Annotated in this window: 13 protein-coding genes; 7 read left to right on the forward strand and 6 right to left on the reverse strand. The window is 70.4% G+C overall.

The annotated features are described in order from the left end of the window. Positions 1-49 precede the first annotated feature (49 nt). Positions 50-271, forward strand: coding sequence for a hypothetical protein (locus tag L2U69_RS05105; RefSeq protein ID WP_236105471.1), 222 nt, complete (start codon positions 50-52; stop codon positions 269-271). 4 nt (positions 272-275) lie between these two features. Here L2U69_RS05105 and L2U69_RS05110 read toward each other — a convergent pair whose 3' ends face one another. The 5 genes from L2U69_RS05110 to L2U69_RS05135 all read right to left on the reverse strand — a co-directional run bounded on the left by L2U69_RS05110 (position 276) and on the right by L2U69_RS05135 (position 4,279). Next, positions 276-1,457 (reverse strand): pyridoxal phosphate-dependent aminotransferase, encoded by a 1,182-nt coding sequence (locus L2U69_RS05110; RefSeq protein ID WP_236105472.1) that lies wholly within the window; start codon positions 1,455-1,457, stop codon positions 276-278. A gap of 95 nt (positions 1,458-1,552) precedes the next feature. Next, entirely contained in the window at positions 1,553-2,731 is a 1,179-nt protein-coding gene (locus tag L2U69_RS19125; RefSeq protein ID WP_268967219.1) for a CCA tRNA nucleotidyltransferase, read from the reverse strand. After that, positions 2,728-2,997 carry a DUF6111 family protein gene (locus L2U69_RS05125; RefSeq protein WP_236105473.1) on the reverse strand — a complete coding sequence of 90 codons (270 nt, stop codon included), beginning with the start codon at positions 2,995-2,997 and terminating at the stop codon, positions 2,728-2,730. Before L2U69_RS05125 ends, L2U69_RS19125 begins: the two co-directional genes overlap by 4 nt. A 2-nt stretch (positions 2,998-2,999) precedes the next feature. After that, entirely contained in the window at positions 3,000-3,629 is a 630-nt protein-coding gene (locus L2U69_RS05130) for a CoA pyrophosphatase (RefSeq protein WP_236105474.1), read from the reverse strand. Continuing rightward, complete coding sequence (locus L2U69_RS05135) at positions 3,626-4,279, reverse strand: DUF1285 domain-containing protein (RefSeq protein ID WP_236105475.1); 654 nt, start codon at positions 4,277-4,279, stop codon at positions 3,626-3,628. Before L2U69_RS05135 ends, L2U69_RS05130 begins: the two co-directional genes overlap by 4 nt. A 103-nt stretch (positions 4,280-4,382) precedes the next feature. Between L2U69_RS05135 and L2U69_RS05140 the strand changes: the two genes are divergently transcribed. From L2U69_RS05140 to L2U69_RS05155, 4 genes are read left to right on the forward strand one after another with little or no spacing between them, the layout of a single operon-like run. Continuing rightward, the gene (locus L2U69_RS05140) at positions 4,383-5,381 is read left to right on the forward strand and encodes an AAA family ATPase (protein WP_236105476.1); all 999 of its coding nucleotides are present in this window, start codon (positions 4,383-4,385) and stop codon (positions 5,379-5,381) included. 41 nt (positions 5,382-5,422) lie between these two features. Beyond that, positions 5,423-6,319, forward strand: a complete 897-nt coding sequence (locus tag L2U69_RS05145) for a DUF58 domain-containing protein (protein WP_236105477.1) — start codon at positions 5,423-5,425, stop codon at positions 6,317-6,319. Then, positions 6,319-9,021 (forward strand): DUF4159 domain-containing protein, encoded by a 2,703-nt coding sequence (locus L2U69_RS05150; protein WP_236105478.1) that lies wholly within the window; start codon positions 6,319-6,321, stop codon positions 9,019-9,021. Before L2U69_RS05145 ends, L2U69_RS05150 begins: the two co-directional genes overlap by 1 nt. After that, positions 9,018-11,084 (forward strand): hypothetical protein, encoded by a 2,067-nt coding sequence (locus tag L2U69_RS05155; protein WP_236105479.1) that lies wholly within the window; start codon positions 9,018-9,020, stop codon positions 11,082-11,084. Before L2U69_RS05150 ends, L2U69_RS05155 begins: the two co-directional genes overlap by 4 nt. Here L2U69_RS05155 and L2U69_RS05160 read toward each other — a convergent pair. Continuing rightward, the gene (locus L2U69_RS05160) at positions 11,081-11,755 is read right to left on the reverse strand and encodes a TetR/AcrR family transcriptional regulator (protein WP_236105480.1); all 675 of its coding nucleotides are present in this window, start codon (positions 11,753-11,755) and stop codon (positions 11,081-11,083) included. The two genes, L2U69_RS05155 and L2U69_RS05160, sit on opposite strands and share 4 nt — an antisense overlap. Before the next feature lie 181 nt (positions 11,756-11,936). Here L2U69_RS05160 and L2U69_RS05165 point away from each other — a divergent pair, with 181 nt between their 5' ends. Together L2U69_RS05165 and L2U69_RS05170 are read left to right on the forward strand one after the other, a co-directional pair. Beyond that, positions 11,937-13,841 (forward strand): DUF1302 domain-containing protein, encoded by a 1,905-nt coding sequence (locus tag L2U69_RS05165; protein WP_236105481.1) that lies wholly within the window; start codon positions 11,937-11,939, stop codon positions 13,839-13,841. A 20-nt stretch (positions 13,842-13,861) separates the two neighbouring features. Next, entirely contained in the window at positions 13,862-15,220 is a 1,359-nt protein-coding gene (locus L2U69_RS05170) for a DUF1329 domain-containing protein (RefSeq protein WP_236105482.1), read from the forward strand. The last annotated feature ends 12 nt before the right edge of the window (positions 15,221-15,232 follow it).

The following is a 15,232-nucleotide window of genomic DNA, read 5'->3' on the forward strand; positions in this document are numbered from 1 at the left end:
ATGGTCTGATCACCGCGTCCGCGTCAACCACGGAAGGGATTCGGAGACCATGGGCCGCATCATCGTCATCGCCGCCCTGGTCGCCATCGGCACGATGGTCGCGGCCTGGGTCGGCGGCATGATCGGCAAGGCCCAGCGCCGCCTGAACCGGCCGAGCGACAGCCTGCCCCGTCCCCGCGGCCGGCGGGAACGGCTGCGCGACCTCCTGATCGGGCTCGGTATCATGGGCGCGCTGATCGTCCTCGGCCTGCTGCTCCAGACTCCGGGCTGATCGCTCAGGACTTGGCGTGACGCTCCGCGACGCGGAGGATGCGGCGGCAGGCTTCCTCCATCACCGGCAGGTCGTAGGTCATGGAGAGACGGATATGGCCGCCCGCCTCCGGCCCGAAGGCGTCGCCGACGAGGGTGGTCACGCGCTCTTCGTCGAACAGGCGCTCGGCGAAGGCCTCGGCCGACAGGCCGGTGCGGCGCACGTCGACCATGACGAACATGCCGCCTTCCGGGCGGTGGCAGGCCAGATGCGGGCTCTGCCCCAGGCGTTCGTAGACCAGGCGGCCGCGCGCCTTATAGGCGTCGCGCATCCGGTGCTGGGGTGCCTGATCGCCCTCGATCGCCTCGATCGCCGCCGCCTGGATGAAGGGCGGGCAGGAATAGATCATGCACAGCACCAGCTTGGCGTAATGGGCGATGAAGTCCTTGGGGCCGACCGCCCAGCCGAGGCGGAAGCCGGTCATGGCATGGGTCTTCGACAGGCTGCAGACGGTGACCGCGCGCTCCGCCATGCCGGGCAGGCTGGCGGGGCTGATGTGCGGGCGTTCGTGGGCGAGGCCGGCATAGACTTCGTCGGTCAGGACCCAGAGGTCGTGCCGTTTCGCGACTTCGGCCACCGTCTCCACCTCTTCCGCCGTCATCACCGTGCCGGTCGGATTGTTCGGCGTGGTCAGCAGGATGCCGCGCACCCCCGGTTCGGCCGCCGCCCGGCGCAGATCGTCCGGGTCGAGGTGGAAACCGCGCTCGGGATAGAGCGGCACGTCGACGATGGTGCCGCCGGCGGCCCCGATCAGCGCCTCGTAGGTGACGTAGCGGGGCGAGGGCACGATCACCTTGTCGCCGGGGCCGAGCAGGACCTGGGCGGCGGCGAACATGGCGGCCTGGGCGCCGGCGATCACCACCACGTTCTCCGCTTCCGCCGGCTGGCCGGTCAGGCGGGTGTGATAGCGCGCGATGGCGGCGCGCAGGCGGGGATCGCCCTCGATATTGCCGTAATGGGTCTCGCCCGCGTCGAGCGAGGCCTTGAGCGCGGCGGAGATGTTGGGCGCCGTGTCGTAATCCGGATCGCCGACCGACAGGAGGATCACCTCCTCCCCCGCGCGCTGGGCCTGGACCCCACGGAAATGAATCTGCCAGGCGGTGGAGCCCTTGCCGCCCAACCGCTCCACCCGAGACGAGAAATGCATGACGAAACCCGTGCTGAAAACGAGGTCAGCTTAGCGGTGGCGCCCCCGCTCCGCCACCGCCGCCACGGCATGGCCGGTCTTCGGCGAAAGGGGGCTCAGCGACCGAGATCCTCGCGCAGGCGGGAAAGGCAGGCGGCACGGTCCGGGCGCAACCCTTCCGCCAGCCACCAATCCTCGACGGCGCGCAGCCGCGCCCCCATCTCCGGCCCCCGCGCCAGGCCGAGCGCGGCGGCATCGGCCCCCTTCAGGGGGAAGGCGGGCACCTCGATGGCGGCGGCATGGGCGGCGCGCGCGCCCTCGCCCGCCAGGGTCAGGCGGTCGACCGCCGCCTGCCGGCCGGCGCGGTGAATCAGGGCGCGCAGGCCCTCGTCCGCCGCCGGCACGGGCGCGGGCTCCAGGGCCGCCGCCAGCCGCGCGGTCATGGCCCGCGACAGGCGCAGCCGCGTCCCGATCACGGGGCCGAGGGCCGGCTCGTCCGGCAGCAGGGCGGCGAGGCGGAGCAGGCCGTCGCCGAGCCCGAGACCCGCCAGGCGGCGCATGCGCGCCGTATCGGCCGCTTCGGGCAGGATCACGGCGAGCACGCCGGACGCTTCCATGAGGTCGACCGCCAGGGCGGCGCGCGGCAGGATCAGGGTCTTCAGGAGTTCGCTGGCGATCCGCTCGGCGGAGAGACGGCGCAGGTCTTCCCGCGCGGCGGCAATCGCGGAAAGCGCCTCTTCATCCGCGGCACCCTTGGCGAAGCGGGCGTGAAAGCGAAAGAAGCGGAGCGCGCGGAGATAATCCTCGGCGAGGCGCTGTCCGGCATCGCCGATGAAGCGCACCACCCCGGCGTCGAGATCGGCGAGACCGCCGACCGGGTCGAACAGGGTGCCGTCCGGATCGGCATAGAGGGCGTTGATGGTGAAGTCGCGGCGCTGGGCGTCGGCATGCCAATCGTCGGTGAAGGCGACGACGGCATGACGTCCGTCGGTCTCGACGTCATGGCGCAGCGTCGTTACCTCGACCGGCTGATGGTCGGCGACCACGGTGACGGTGCCATGGGCGATGCCCGTGGGCAGGGCCTTCAGGCCGGCGGCCCGGGCCAGGGCCATCACCGCCTTGGGCGGATCGGGGGTGGCGATGTCGATGTCGGCCGGCGCCTCGCCCAGAAGCGCGTCGCGCACGCAGCCGCCGACGAAGCGCACCGGCGTGCCCCCGGCGGTCAGGGCCGCGACCACGGCGCGGACCGCTTCCGCGTCGCGCCAGCCGCCCGGGGGAAGCCGATCCGGGATCATTCGGCCTCGATATGGCCGGGGATCAGGCGGCCGTCCTCCAGCCGCGCCGGGACATAGCGCCCGCCCGCCGGATCACCCCCCAGGAAGGCTTCGCCGAGCGTCACCAGGATCACCAGGAAGGTGCCGACGGCGACGATCGGGATCCATGGCACCGGGCGCTTCTCCGGCGGCTGGCGCAGGCGCCAGCGCTCGAAGCGGATCCACAGCTTGAAGGCGACATAGGGCAGAACCATCGCCAGGACATAGAGGAGGATGATACGGCCCATGGTCAGATCCTGCCCAGGCGGCGCGCCAGATTGACCAGCATGCCAGCCGTCGCCCCCCAGATGTAGTGCTCGCCGTAAGGCATGGCATAGAAGAAGCGCTCCACCCCCATATAGTGGCGGCTGTGGCGCTGCTGGTTGATCGGATCCATCAGGAAATCGAGAGGAACTTCAAATATTTCCGCGACTTCGTTGGGATCCGGCTTCAACTCGAAACCGGGCGTCAGGAAACCGACCACCGGGGTGACGTGAAAGCCGGTCGAGGTCTCGTAGCTGTCGAGATAGCCGCCGATGGAGACAAGGCCGGGGTCGAGGCCGATCTCCTCCTCCGCCTCGCGCAGCGCGGCATGGACCGGGTCGCGGTCCTCCGGTTCGATCCGCCCGCCCGGAAAGGAGACCTGGCCGGCGTGGTTCTTCAGATGCTCGGTCCGGCGGGTCAGGAGCACGGTCAGGCCCGGCTCGCGCTCCACCAGGGGGACGAGGACGGCGGCGGGGCGGAGGCTCCGGTCCGTCGGCACCACGGCGCGAAGGTCCGGGTTCAGGTCGAAATCGCCGATCGCGGGTGCCGCCGGCCGAAGGATGTCGGCCGGGTCGAGCGAATGGCGCAGCCGCGCCGTGATGTCCTCGCGGGTCACGCGGGCGCCCCGTCCATCCGCCCGATCGGCCAGAAGCGCCCGGCGGAACGCAGGCCCAGCACGGGTTCGCCGTCGGGGCCCGGCCGCTCCTCGGCCGCGTTCACGAGGTCGTAGAAGACGGCGCGGGCGATCAGCCCGTCGAGCCGGTCGCGCACCCGTGCATAGGGCGAAGGCTCGCCGGTCGCGGGATCGATCTCGACGCGGAGGGGATGGTCGTCGTCCAGGGTGAATTCGTCCTCCACATTGGTCCGGAAGCGAATCACGCGGTCGTCCCCCTCCCCCTCGATCTCGGCCCCGACGATGACGAAGGGCGCGTCGGCGACACGGATGCGCACCTTCTCGACCGGGGTCACGAGGTAATAGTGACCGTCGTCCTCGCGCCGCAGGATGGTCGAGAACAGGCGCACCAGGGCGGCGCGGCCGATGGGCGATTTCAGATAGTGCCAGGAGCCGTCGCGCCTGATCTCCATGTCCATGTCGCCGCAGAAGGGCGGATTCCAGAGGTGGATGGGCGGCAGGCCGCGCTTGCCCGCGCCGGCCGCCTTGGCCGCCGCCGCCAGGCCCTGCGCGTCATGGGCCGCCCCGGTCGGGGCCCGGGGGGCGGTCTGGGGGGCGGTTCTGGCCTCGGCTCGATGATCGCTGGTTCCCATATCCTCGCTCTCCCCTTCTACGACCCCGCTCCACGGCATTGTGGTTCTGTCGCCTGTTTTCGGGTTAGCCTCAAGACTGTCCTTAACGAATATAGTGGGCACCATGGCGAACGTCAGCGATGGCCGCGAGGCACTCGAGCAGGAAATCGATCTTCTGGGATCCCGGCTCGCCAGCCTGAAGGCCGCCATCGGCGAGGTCGTGTTCGGTCAGGACCTCGTCATCGAACAGGCATTGGTCACCCTTCTGGCCGGCGGGCACGGCCTGCTGGTCGGCGTGCCGGGCCTGGCCAAGACCCGGCTGGTCGAGACCCTGGGCACCGTCCTCGGCCTCGCCGAGCGGCGCATCCAGTTCACCCCGGACCTGATGCCGGCCGACATCCTCGGCTCGGAAGTCCTGGAGGAAGGGGAGGACGGAAGGCGCTTCTTCCGCTTCGTGAAGGGCCCGGTGTTCTGCCAGTTGCTCATGGCCGACGAAATCAACCGCGCCAGCCCGCGCACCCAGTCCGCCCTTCTCCAGGCGATGCAGGAGGGCGAGGTTTCGATCGCGGGCGAGCGCCACGCCCTGCCCCGGCCGTTCCATGTGCTCGCGACCCAGAATCCGCTGGAACAGGAAGGCACCTATCCCCTGCCCGAGGCCCAGCTCGACCGTTTCCTCCTGGAGATCGCCGTCGACTATCCCGACCGCGCGGCCGAGAAGCGCATGCTGCTGGCGACCACCGGCGCCGAGACGCCCAGGGCCCGCGCCGTGCTGGAGCCCGGCGAACTGGCCGCCGCCCAGTCCCTGGTGCGGCGCCTGCCGGTCGGCGATTCCGTGGTCGAGGGCATTCTGGACCTCGTCCGCGCCGCCCGCCCCATGGGCGAGGGGCGCGCCGACATCACCCGCCTGATCGCCTGGGGCCCCGGCCCCCGCGCCGCCCAGGCCCTGATGCTGGCGAGCCGCGCCCGCGCCCTGATCGACGGCCGGCTGTCACCGTCCAAGGACGACGTGGTGGCATTGGCCGCCCCCGTGCTGCGCCATCGCATGGCGCTGACCTTCGCCGCGCGCGCCGAGGGGGTGGGCATCGACCAGGTGATCGATCGCCTGGTCGAGCCCCTGCGCTGAACCGAGGCCCGACAACGGTGCCCGAGTCGCCGCGCCAGAGCATGTCCCCGGGCCAAGGCGTATCCGCCCTCCAGGCCGAGGCGCTCGGCGCCGGCCTGCCGCCGCTGCTGGTGGAGGCCGAGCGCGTGGCGGCCACGGTCGAACAGGGCGTGCACGGGCGGCGCCGGGTCGGCGCGGGCGACAGTTTCTGGCAGTTCCGTCCCTATCGCGCGGGCGACGAGATCCGCGACATCGACTGGCGCCAGTCGGCGCGCAGCGCCCGCGTCTTCGTCCGCGAACGGGAATGGGAGGCGGCACAGACCGTGTTCCTGTGGGTCGACCGCTCCGCCTCCATGGATTATGCCGGCGACCGCCGCCTGCCGACCAAGGGCGCGCGCGCGGCCCTGCTCGGCCTCGCCCTCGCTTCCCTGCTGGTCCGGGCGGGGGAACGGGTCGGCCTGATCGACCGCGACCCCATCGGCCACAGCGGCCGCGCCTATCTCCTGACGCTGGCCGAGATCCTGTCGCGGCCGAGCCCGCCGAACGCCAGCCTGCCGCCCGCCGCCGAACTGCCGCGCGACTGCCGCGCCGTGATCGTCGGCGACCTGCTGCGGCCGGAGGCCGAGCTCATCCGCCTGGTCGAAGGCTTCGCCGCGCGCGGCGTGCGCGGCCATCTGGTCCAGGTTCTCGATCCGGCGGAGGTCGATTTCCCCTTCACCGGGCGCAACCGCTTCGTCGGCCTCGAAGGCGAGGGCAATCTGCTGATCGGGCGCGCCGAATCCCTGGCCGAGGCCTATCGCGAGCGCCTGGCCGCCCATCGCGACGGGGTCGAACGCCTCGCCCGGCGCACCGGCTGGACCGTGATCCAGCACCGCACCGACCATTCGCCGTCGCCCGCCCTGCTCGCCCTCTTCCTCGCCCTCGCCGATCTGGGCCAGCGGTCGCTGGGGAGGCGATGATGTTCGGCCTCGGTGCCATCGGCTTTTCCGCCCCCTGGGTGCTGATGGGGCTGGTCGCCCTGCCCGCGATCTGGTGGCTTGTGCGCCTGGTGCCGCCGGCGCCGCGCCAGACCCGTTTCCCCGCCCTGCAACTGCTGCTCGACATCGCCCAGCGCCAGGAGACGCCCGAGCGCACACCCTGGTGGCTGATCCTGCTGCGTCTCGTCCTCGCCGCGCTGATCATCGTCGGGCTGGCGGGACCCGTGCTCGATCCGGTGCGGGGGGGCGACGGCAGCGGCCCCCTCCTGATCGTGGTCGACGACGGCTGGGCCGCCGCGACCCATTGGAACAAGCGGATCGAGGCGCTGGAGGCCCGGATCGCCGCCGCCGAGACGGCGGACCGTCCCATCCGCCTGCTGCTGACCGCGCCCGACGGCGACGACCTGCCCGTGGCCCCGCCGCTTCTGGACCGCGCCGAACTGCGCGGCGCGGTCGCCAGCCTGCAGCCGAAGCCCTGGGCCGTCGACCGCCGCGCCGCCATCGCCGATCTCGATCAGCTTTCCCCCGACGCGGTTTCCGAGACCCTGTGGCTGGCGGACGGGCTGGAGGACGGCGCCGCCGCCGATTTCGCCCGCCGCCTGAGACAATTCGGCCCGGTGACCCGCCTCGACATGGCGCCCGGCAACGCGCCCTTCGCCCTGGGAGCGCCGGCGCCGGCCGATCAGGGCATCGAGATCGAGGTCGCGCGCCCCATCGGCGACGGTCCCCGCCGCCTGACCCTGCTGGCAAGGGACGAGAACGGCCGCGTGCTCGGCCGGCGGACGGTCGAGGTCGGGGCGGAGGAACCGGGCCGCAGCACGGAGATCGAATTGCCCACGGCGCTGCGCAACAAGGTCACGCGCGTCAACATCGCCGAGGAAGAGACGGCGGCCGCCGTCCGCCTGCTCGACGGGCGCTGGCGGCGCCGCGCCGTCGGCATCGCCTTCGAGGGCGGGGACGAGGCGGTGCGCCCCCTGATTTCCGAAGCCTTCTATCTGGAACGCGCGCTCGCCCCCTTCGCCGACGTCCGCCGCGCCCCCCTCGCCGATCTGCTGCGGGCGCCGCCGTCGGTCATCCTGCTGCCGGACGTCGGCCAGGTGCCGGCGGCGCTGCGCCCCGGGCTCGAGGATTTCATCGACAAGGGCGGCATTCTGCTCCGCTTCGCCGGGCCGCGCTTCGCCGTCTCGGCAGACGACCTGCTGCCGGTGAAGATCCGCCTGGGCGACCGGGCGCTGGGCGGCGCCCTGTCCTGGACCGAACCGGCGGCGATCGCCCCCTTCCCGCCCGACAGTCCCTTCGCCGGCCTGGTGCCGGGCCCGGACGTCCGGGTGCGCCGTCAGGTCCTGGCCGAACCCGCCTTCGACCTCGACGAGAAGACCTGGGCGCGCCTGACCGACGGCACGCCCCTGATCACCGGCGCGCGGCGCGGCTCGGGCCTGATCGTGCTGGTCCATACCTCGGCCAACAACGACTGGTCCGATCTGGCGCTCTCCGGCCTCTTCGTCGACATGCTGCGCCGGATCGTCGACCTCTCGGACGGCGAAGCCGCCGCCGCCGAGGACGAGCGCGGCCTGCCGCCCTTCGCCAATCTGGACGGCTTCGGACATTTGGGCGGCGTCCGCCCAGGGGCCGGGCCGATCACCGCGGGGGCGCTGGCCGAGACCACGCCCGGCCCGCGCGCGCCGCCCGGCTATTACGGTGACAGTTCCGCGAGGCGGGCCCTCAATCTGTCGCCGTCGCTCGACGGCCTTGCCCCCCTGCCCGAGATGCCGGGCGTCGCCGTCGAACTGCCGGAGCGCGCGCCGGCGCGGCCGCTAGGCCCCTGGCTGCTGGTCGCGGCCCTGGTGCTGGTCGCCGTCGATCTGCTGATCGCCCTTCGCCTGTCGGGGCGGCTGGTGCCGACCGCGCTCGGCGCCTTCCTGCTGGCGGTCGGCGTCCTGCCGCCGCCCGAGGCGCGGGCGATCGACGCCGCGGACGCGGCCGCCACCATCCACCTCGCCTATGTCGTCACCGGCGACAATACCACCGACATGATGAGCGAGGCGGGCCTGCGCGGCCTTTCGGCCGCCATCACCCAGCGGACGGCGGTGGAACCGGGCAGCCCGGTCGGCCTCGACCTCGAGACCGACGAACTGGCCTTCTATCCCCTGATCTACTGGCCCATGGCCGAAGGCTACGAGCCGGGCCCGGTGGCGATGGAACGCATCGATTCCTATCTGAAGTCGGGCGGCGTGGTGTTGTTCGATACCCGTGACGTTACGCGTGGCGCCGGCGCCGTGCCCGGCCTCGGCGGCACGGCGGGCGAAGCCCTGCTGCGCCGGACGCTGGCCCAGCTCGACGTGCCGGCGCTCGTGCCCCTGCCGCCCGATCACGTGCTGACCAAATCCTTCTATCTGCTGCAGAGTTTTCCCGGCCGCTACGAGGGCGGGCCGCTGTGGGTCGAGGCCGACGCCTCGCCCGAGAACGACGGCGTCTCGGGCTATGTCATCGGCGGCAACGACTGGGCGGCGGCCTGGGCCGTCGATCAGCGCGGCCATCCCCTGGCGGCGCTGGAACCGGGCGGCCCGCGCCAGCGCGAGATGGCGCTGCGCTTCGGCGTCAATCTGGTGCTCTATGCCCTGACCGGCAACTACAAGGCCGATCAGGTCCATGTGCCGGCGCTGCTCGAAAGGCTGGGGCAATGAGTTTCGGCCTGCTGACCGCCCCCCTCGTCCCCCTCTGGGTGATCGCCGCCGCCGCCGTGGTGCTGCTGCCCCTGGTCGCGCTGGCGATCCAGCGGCGCAGCCGGGGCGGGCTGACGCGGCTGTTCCTCGTTCTCGGCCTGCTGGCGATCCTGATCAACCCGATCGCCAGCGAGGAGGACCGGCGGGCGCTCGGCGACATCGTGCTGCTGGCCGTCGACCGCTCGCCGAGCCAGGGCATCGACGGCCGGAGCGAGCAGACCGATGCCGCCGTCGCCGCCCTGAAGGCCCGGCTGTCACGCCTGAACGACGTCGAATTGCGCGAGACCACGATCACCGCCGATGCCAGCGGCACGCCCATCGTGGCCGGCCTGCAGCGCGCCCTCGGCGATATTCCGCGCGACCGGCTGGCCGGCACCATCCTGGTCTCGGACGGGCTGGCCGCCGACGCGGCGCTGGCCCTGACGCCGGGCCTCGGCGATGCCCCCGTGCATCTGCTGGCGACCGGCCGCCCGGGCGAGCGCGACCGCCGCCTGACCATTCTGGAGGCGCCGTCCTTCGCCGTCATCGACCGCCCGGTGCAAATCCGCCTCCGCGTCGACGAGGGCGCGCCGGGCGAGCGCATAGCCGGCCTGCCCGCCACCATCACCATCGCCGCCGACGACCGCGTGCCCCTGACCCGGCAGGTGCCGATCGGCGTGCCCGTGACCATCGAGGTGACGCCGGACCGGCGCGGTCCCAACATCTTCGACCTGGCGGTGAACCCGGGCCCGTCGGAACTGACGCCGGCCAACAACCGCGCCATCGTCACCGTGAACGGCATCCGCGACCGGCTCCGCGTGCTCCTCGTCTCGGGCGAACCGCATATGGGCGAACGGGCGTGGCGCAACATCCTGAAGTCCGACCCCTCCGTCGACCTCGTCCATTTCACCATCCTGCGCCCGCCGCAGAAGCAGGATTCGACCCCCGTCGTCGAACTGTCGCTGATCGCCTTCCCGACCCGCGAATTGTTCGAGGAGAAACTGGAGGAATTCGATCTCGTCATCTTCGACCGCTATCGCCAGCACGGCATCCTGCCCGCCAATTATCTCGGCAATGTCGTCGATTACGTCGAGAACGGGGGCGCCCTGCTGATCGCCGCCAGTCCCGATGCCGATACCCCCTTCGGCCTCTACGACAGCGCGCTCGCCCGCATTCTGCCGGCCCAGCCGCGCGGGCCTGACGTGGTCCAGGCCTTCCGTCCCGCGCTGACCACCAAGGGCCGGCGCCATCCGGTGACCGCCCTGCTGCCCCATGCCGGCGGCGTCGGCGCGGATCCGACCTGGGGCCGCTGGCTGCGCATGTCGGACATGGAAGCGACATCGGGCGACGTGGTGATGACCGGCGCCGGCGGGCGTCCCCTCCTCGCCCTGGACCGGGTCGGCCGGGGCCGGGTCGCGCTCCTTGCCTCGGACGAAGCCTGGCTGTGGCAGCGCGGCTTCGAGGGCGGCGGGCCCCAGGCCGAACTGCTGCGCCGGATCGCCCATTGGTCGATGCAGGAGCCGGACCTCGAGGAAGAGGTGCTGCGCGCCACCGCCCGCGACGGCTCGATCGAGATCGAACGCCGCAGCCTGCAGCCCGATCCGCCGCCGGTCGACGTGGAGGCGCCGTCGGGCGCCACCCGCAACCTGCGCCTGGAGGATCACCCGGACGGTGTCGCCACGGCGACCGTGCCGGCCGACGAACAGGGCCTGTGGCACGTCTCGGACGGGACGCGGGTGGTCAGCGTCGCGGTCGGCGACACCGGCGGGCGGGAGATGGCGGACGTCCGCGCCGATCTCGCCCCCCTGACCCCGCTGGCGGAGGCGAGCGGCGGCAGCGCGCGCTTTCTTTCGAGTGGCGGCATGCCCGACATCCGCCGCGTCCGCCCCGACCGCGCGGCCGCCGGATCGAGTTGGATCGGCCTGCGCCGGAACGGTGCCTATGAGGTGACGGCGATCGCCCAGGTGCCGCTGCTGCCGGCGGCGCTGGCGCTCGTGCTGGCGCTCGGCCTCCTGATGGCGGCGTGGTGGCGCGAAGGGCGCTAGGCCAATTCCCGCTTCATTCCCGCGCCCGTCGTCGAGCGGCCCCGCGGCGCCAGTGTCTCGGGCACGATCATGCTCTTGTACATCGCCTTGCAGGTGGCGATGGCGGCGTTCACGAATTCATCCCGTTCGAACGCGCCGGGCGACAGCAGGCGCCATGTCGTCAGCATGGTGACCGAGACCTGAAGCATCATGTTCAGGGCCAGGCTCTGGCGATCCGGCGGCAGGTCGGTCAGATACCGCAGCGAACACTGGATCATCATCTTCATACCCGGCAATTGCAGGCCCGGCGTGATCTCGACGATGTTGAAACTGTTGCGGGCGACGATCTGGCGCAGGAAGCGCAGATAGGCATCGCCCCATTCGCCGGTCTCGGCCTCGTCGATCAGGGGCTCGATCACGCCCCGCACGCAGGTGGCGAAGCTCGGCTTCGGATCCGTCAGGCCGCGCGGGTTGATGATCTCCATGCGGCGCGCGTCGATCCCTTCGAGGTGGCGGTAGAGAATCGCCAGATAGAGCCCCTCGCGCGAGCCGAAATGATACTGCAAGGCCCCCTGATTCTTCTGGCCGGCCGATGCCAGGATCTCGGCCGTGCGCACGGCATCGAGATCGCGTTCGGCGAACAGCTTCAACGCGCTTGTCAGAATCGCCTCGCGGCCACCGGCCTTTTTCATCCTGCCTCCAGGGTGCCTCGCCGACACCCGCCCACGCTAGTGTCTCCCTTCGATCAGATCAAGCCGGAGCGGCCTTGGTCATCCGCCAAATTTAAAGGTTTTCTTTATTAAGGGAATCCACTAATTTCTCGCCATGGACCCGGCGAACGAACAAGCCGGGCCGACATGGGGAGGGCGGCATATGCGATCCAAGAGGACTCTGGGGGCCTGGACTGTGGTCCTGGGGCTGACGCCGGCGACGGTCTTCGCCTGGGAGACGGAACTGGGCGACGCCTCCGTCGCCGTTCAGACGTCGCTCTCGGTCGGTGCCCAGATGCGCATGGAAGAGCGCAGCCCGAGCAATTACTGCATGTTCAACGGCGGCAACTATCCGACCATCAACTGCAACATCGACGACGGAAATCTCAATTTCGACCAGTACGACATCGTCGCCGCGCCCGCCAAGATCACCAGCGAAGCGACGGTGAAATGGCGGAACCTGAGCGCCTACGTCCGGGGCACCGCATTCTACGACATGGTGCTCCAGGACAACGACCTGGCGGTGAACGGCCCGCCGACGCGCGATTACCGGGGCGAGTTGGCGCCGCGTGCCGACGATGCGGCCGCCTATGGCTACGAAGTGCAGGATGCCTATGCCCAGGCCGCCGTCGATCTGTTCGGACGGACCCTGAACATCCGCCTCGGCCAGCAGACCATCACCTGGGGCGAGGCACTGGTGACCCAGAACGGCATCGGCGTCGTCAATCCCCTGGATCTGTCGAAAATCCGTGTGCCGGGCGCCGAGCTGCGCGATGCCCTGATCCCGGTGCTGGCCGCCTTCGCGAACTACAATGTGGGCAGCGGGCTGAGCATCGAGGGGTTCTATCAGTTCAAGTTCCGGCCCTACGCTCTCGAGGTGCCCGGGACCTTCTTCTCGACCTATGACTTCGTCGGCGCCGGCGGGCGCGGCGTCGGCATCGGCGGCGACTACGACGAATTCGACCCCGATTCGACACTGGTCTCCTTCCCCCTGCACGAGGACATCCGACCCGAGGAGGAGGGCGAGAATTTCGGCGTCGCGCTGCGCTACTACTCGCCGGAGCTGAACGATACCGAATTCGGCTTCTACTACATTCACTACACGAGCCGCACGCCCGTGCCGCAGCTCACGGCGCCCGGCGCCGACGACTACGAGACATTGCCGCCCGGCCTTCCCCTGCTGCTCGGACCGTTCGTTCCCCCGGGCGGCGTCTCCTTCACGGGCGGCAATTCGCCGTTCCAGGATCTGATCATCGGCCTGCCGGTGGTCTCGCCCCTGGCGCCGGTCCAGGCCAACGCCCGCGCCAGCAAGCTGCAGTTGACCTATCCCACCGGCATCGACGCCTTCGGCATCAGCTTCAACACGACGGTCGAGGCGACAGGCACCGCCCTGAACGGCGAGGTCTCGTTCAAGATCGACGTCCCGACACTGATCGACGAGACGACCTGGGTGGGCGATTTCGTCAACGGCCTCTCGGAACTGCCGGTGGCCGGCCCGACCCAGCTTGGCACCAACACCTACCGGCCGGGCGCGCAGTCCAGCATGGGCCGGCCGCATGACGTGCTGACACTGATCCTGCGCGGCACCCAGATCTTCTCGGCGTCCGATTTCCTGCCCCGCGTGCTCGGCGCTTCCGGCGCCCTTCTCATGGCCGAGGCGGGCGTGATCCATGTCGACATTCCCGATGCGAGCGTCCTCGCCTTCGACGCGCCCGGCACCTATCGCACGCCCGGCACCGGACAGCCGGAGGACGGCCTGTACTTCAAGGAAGATTACGCGACGGCATGGTCCGGCGGGCTGACCACGCTTCTCCAGCTGACCTATCCCGACGTTCTGCCGAATCTGAACATGTCGACGGGTTTCGCCCACACCATCGGCCTCGGCGGCAACACGCCCCTGCCCGGCGGCTTCGTCGAGCACGTGAACACCCTGAACCTCTTCGTGCAGTTCGACTACCTGCTCGATTGGCGGCTGCAGCTCAACTACGCGCTCTCCTTCGGCGGCGGGCGCCAGAACATCACTTCCGATCGCGACTTCGTCGGCGTCTCGCTCAGCTATCAATTCTGATGGCGTAAAGGATCCGTATCATGAACCCCATCGCCAGCCTGCTCATCGCCACGATCGCCGTCGTTTCCGCCGCCGAAGCCGCGGACGTATCGCGTCTCGGCGGCGATCTGACTCCCCTCGGCGCCATCGCCGCCGGGAATGCGGATGGTTCCATCCCGGCCTGGAACGGCGGGCTGACCGCGCCGCCGCCGGGGCTCGCGGCGGACGCCCGCCGGGCCGATCCCTTCGCCAGCGAGACGCCGCTGTTCACGATCACGGCAGCCGACGCCGACCACTATGCCGACCTGCTGCCCGACGGCCAGAAGGAAATGCTGAAGGTCTATCCCAACTACAAGATCCCGGTCTATCCGAGCCATCGCACCTGCGGCTACGCGAAGGCGGTCTATGACGGCACGAAGCGGAACGCCGAGATCGCCAAGCTGACGCCCAATGGCAACGGCCTGCTCGGCGGCACCATCGGCATCCCCTTCCCGTTCGCGACCAGCGGCATCGAGATGTTCTGGAACCACCGCATGCGGCCGCGCGGCGGCTTCAAGTTCCGGCGCAACTTCGCCGTCGCCGCCGTCTCGCGCACCGGCGACTACAAGCTGATCAAGGTCCGCGACGAGGGCATCATCCACCTGATGGGCCCCGGCCTGAAGGCGCCCGGCGACGTCGAGGACATCTCGGCGCTGAACAACGTCTGGATCACCTATATGGCGACGACGACCTCGCCCGCGCGCCTCGCCGGCCAGATCACCCTGGTCTACGACAACATCAACGACGACGTCGGCCCGCGCCAGGCATGGCAGTACAACCCCGGAACCCGGCGCGTGCTGCGCGCGCCCGATCTCGCCTTCGATGCGCCGGGCAACAATTCCGACGGACTCGGCACCGTCGATCAGTTCGACATCATGAACGGCTCGCCCGAGCGCTATACCTTCAAGCACCTCGGCGACCGCGAGGCGATCATCCCCTACAACACCTATCGCGCCGGCAACGTCACGTACAAGGAACTGCTGACGGGTCAGCACGTCAACCAGGACGTCATGCGTTACGAACGCCACCGCGTCCACGTGGTCGAGGCGACGCTGCGCGAGGGCGCGCGGCACATCTATTCGCGCCGCGTCTTCTTCCAGGACGAGGACAGCTGGGCCTTCGCCGCCGCCACCCTGTACGACGGCAGGGACGCCATCTGGCGCTATCAGGAAGCCCCCGTCGTCAGCGCCTATCAGGTGCCCTATTGCGGCTCCGCCTTCGAGCTCAGCTATGATCTCCAGTCGGGACGCTACCTCGCGGCCGTGATGACGAACGAGGAAAAGCCGGCGGATTGGAACGCCGAGGACGTGGATCCCGAGGATTTCACCCCCGACGCCCTGCGTTCGCTCGGCATGCGCTGACGGGTGTCGCCG

The organism is Zavarzinia marina (genome assembly GCF_021568905.1).
In the GTDB taxonomy this organism is placed as follows: domain Bacteria; phylum Pseudomonadota; class Alphaproteobacteria; order Zavarziniales; family Zavarziniaceae; genus Zavarzinia; species Zavarzinia marina.

Coding starts and splice junctions, on each gene's coding strand:
- L2U69_RS05105 (WP_236105471.1), top strand. CDS start 50: ATGGGCCGCATCATCGTCATCGCCGCCCTGGTCGCCATCGGCACGATG.
- L2U69_RS05110 (WP_236105472.1), bottom strand. CDS start 1,457: ATGCATTTCTCGTCTCGGGTGGAGCGGTTGGGCGGCAAGGGCTCCACC.
- L2U69_RS19125 (WP_268967219.1), bottom strand. CDS start 2,731: ATGATCCCGGATCGGCTTCCCCCGGGCGGCTGGCGCGACGCGGAAGCG.
- L2U69_RS05125 (WP_236105473.1), bottom strand. CDS start 2,997: ATGGGCCGTATCATCCTCCTCTATGTCCTGGCGATGGTTCTGCCCTAT.
- L2U69_RS05135 (WP_236105475.1), bottom strand. CDS start 4,279: ATGGGAACCAGCGATCATCGAGCCGAGGCCAGAACCGCCCCCCAGACC.
- L2U69_RS05140 (WP_236105476.1), top strand. CDS start 4,383: ATGGCGAACGTCAGCGATGGCCGCGAGGCACTCGAGCAGGAAATCGAT.
- L2U69_RS05145 (WP_236105477.1), top strand. CDS start 5,423: ATGTCCCCGGGCCAAGGCGTATCCGCCCTCCAGGCCGAGGCGCTCGGC.
- L2U69_RS05150 (WP_236105478.1), top strand. CDS start 6,319: ATGTTCGGCCTCGGTGCCATCGGCTTTTCCGCCCCCTGGGTGCTGATG.
- L2U69_RS05155 (WP_236105479.1), top strand. CDS start 9,018: ATGAGTTTCGGCCTGCTGACCGCCCCCCTCGTCCCCCTCTGGGTGATC.
- L2U69_RS05160 (WP_236105480.1), bottom strand. CDS start 11,755: ATGAAAAAGGCCGGTGGCCGCGAGGCGATTCTGACAAGCGCGTTGAAG.
- L2U69_RS05165 (WP_236105481.1), top strand. CDS start 11,937: ATGCGATCCAAGAGGACTCTGGGGGCCTGGACTGTGGTCCTGGGGCTG.
- L2U69_RS05170 (WP_236105482.1), top strand. CDS start 13,862: ATGAACCCCATCGCCAGCCTGCTCATCGCCACGATCGCCGTCGTTTCC.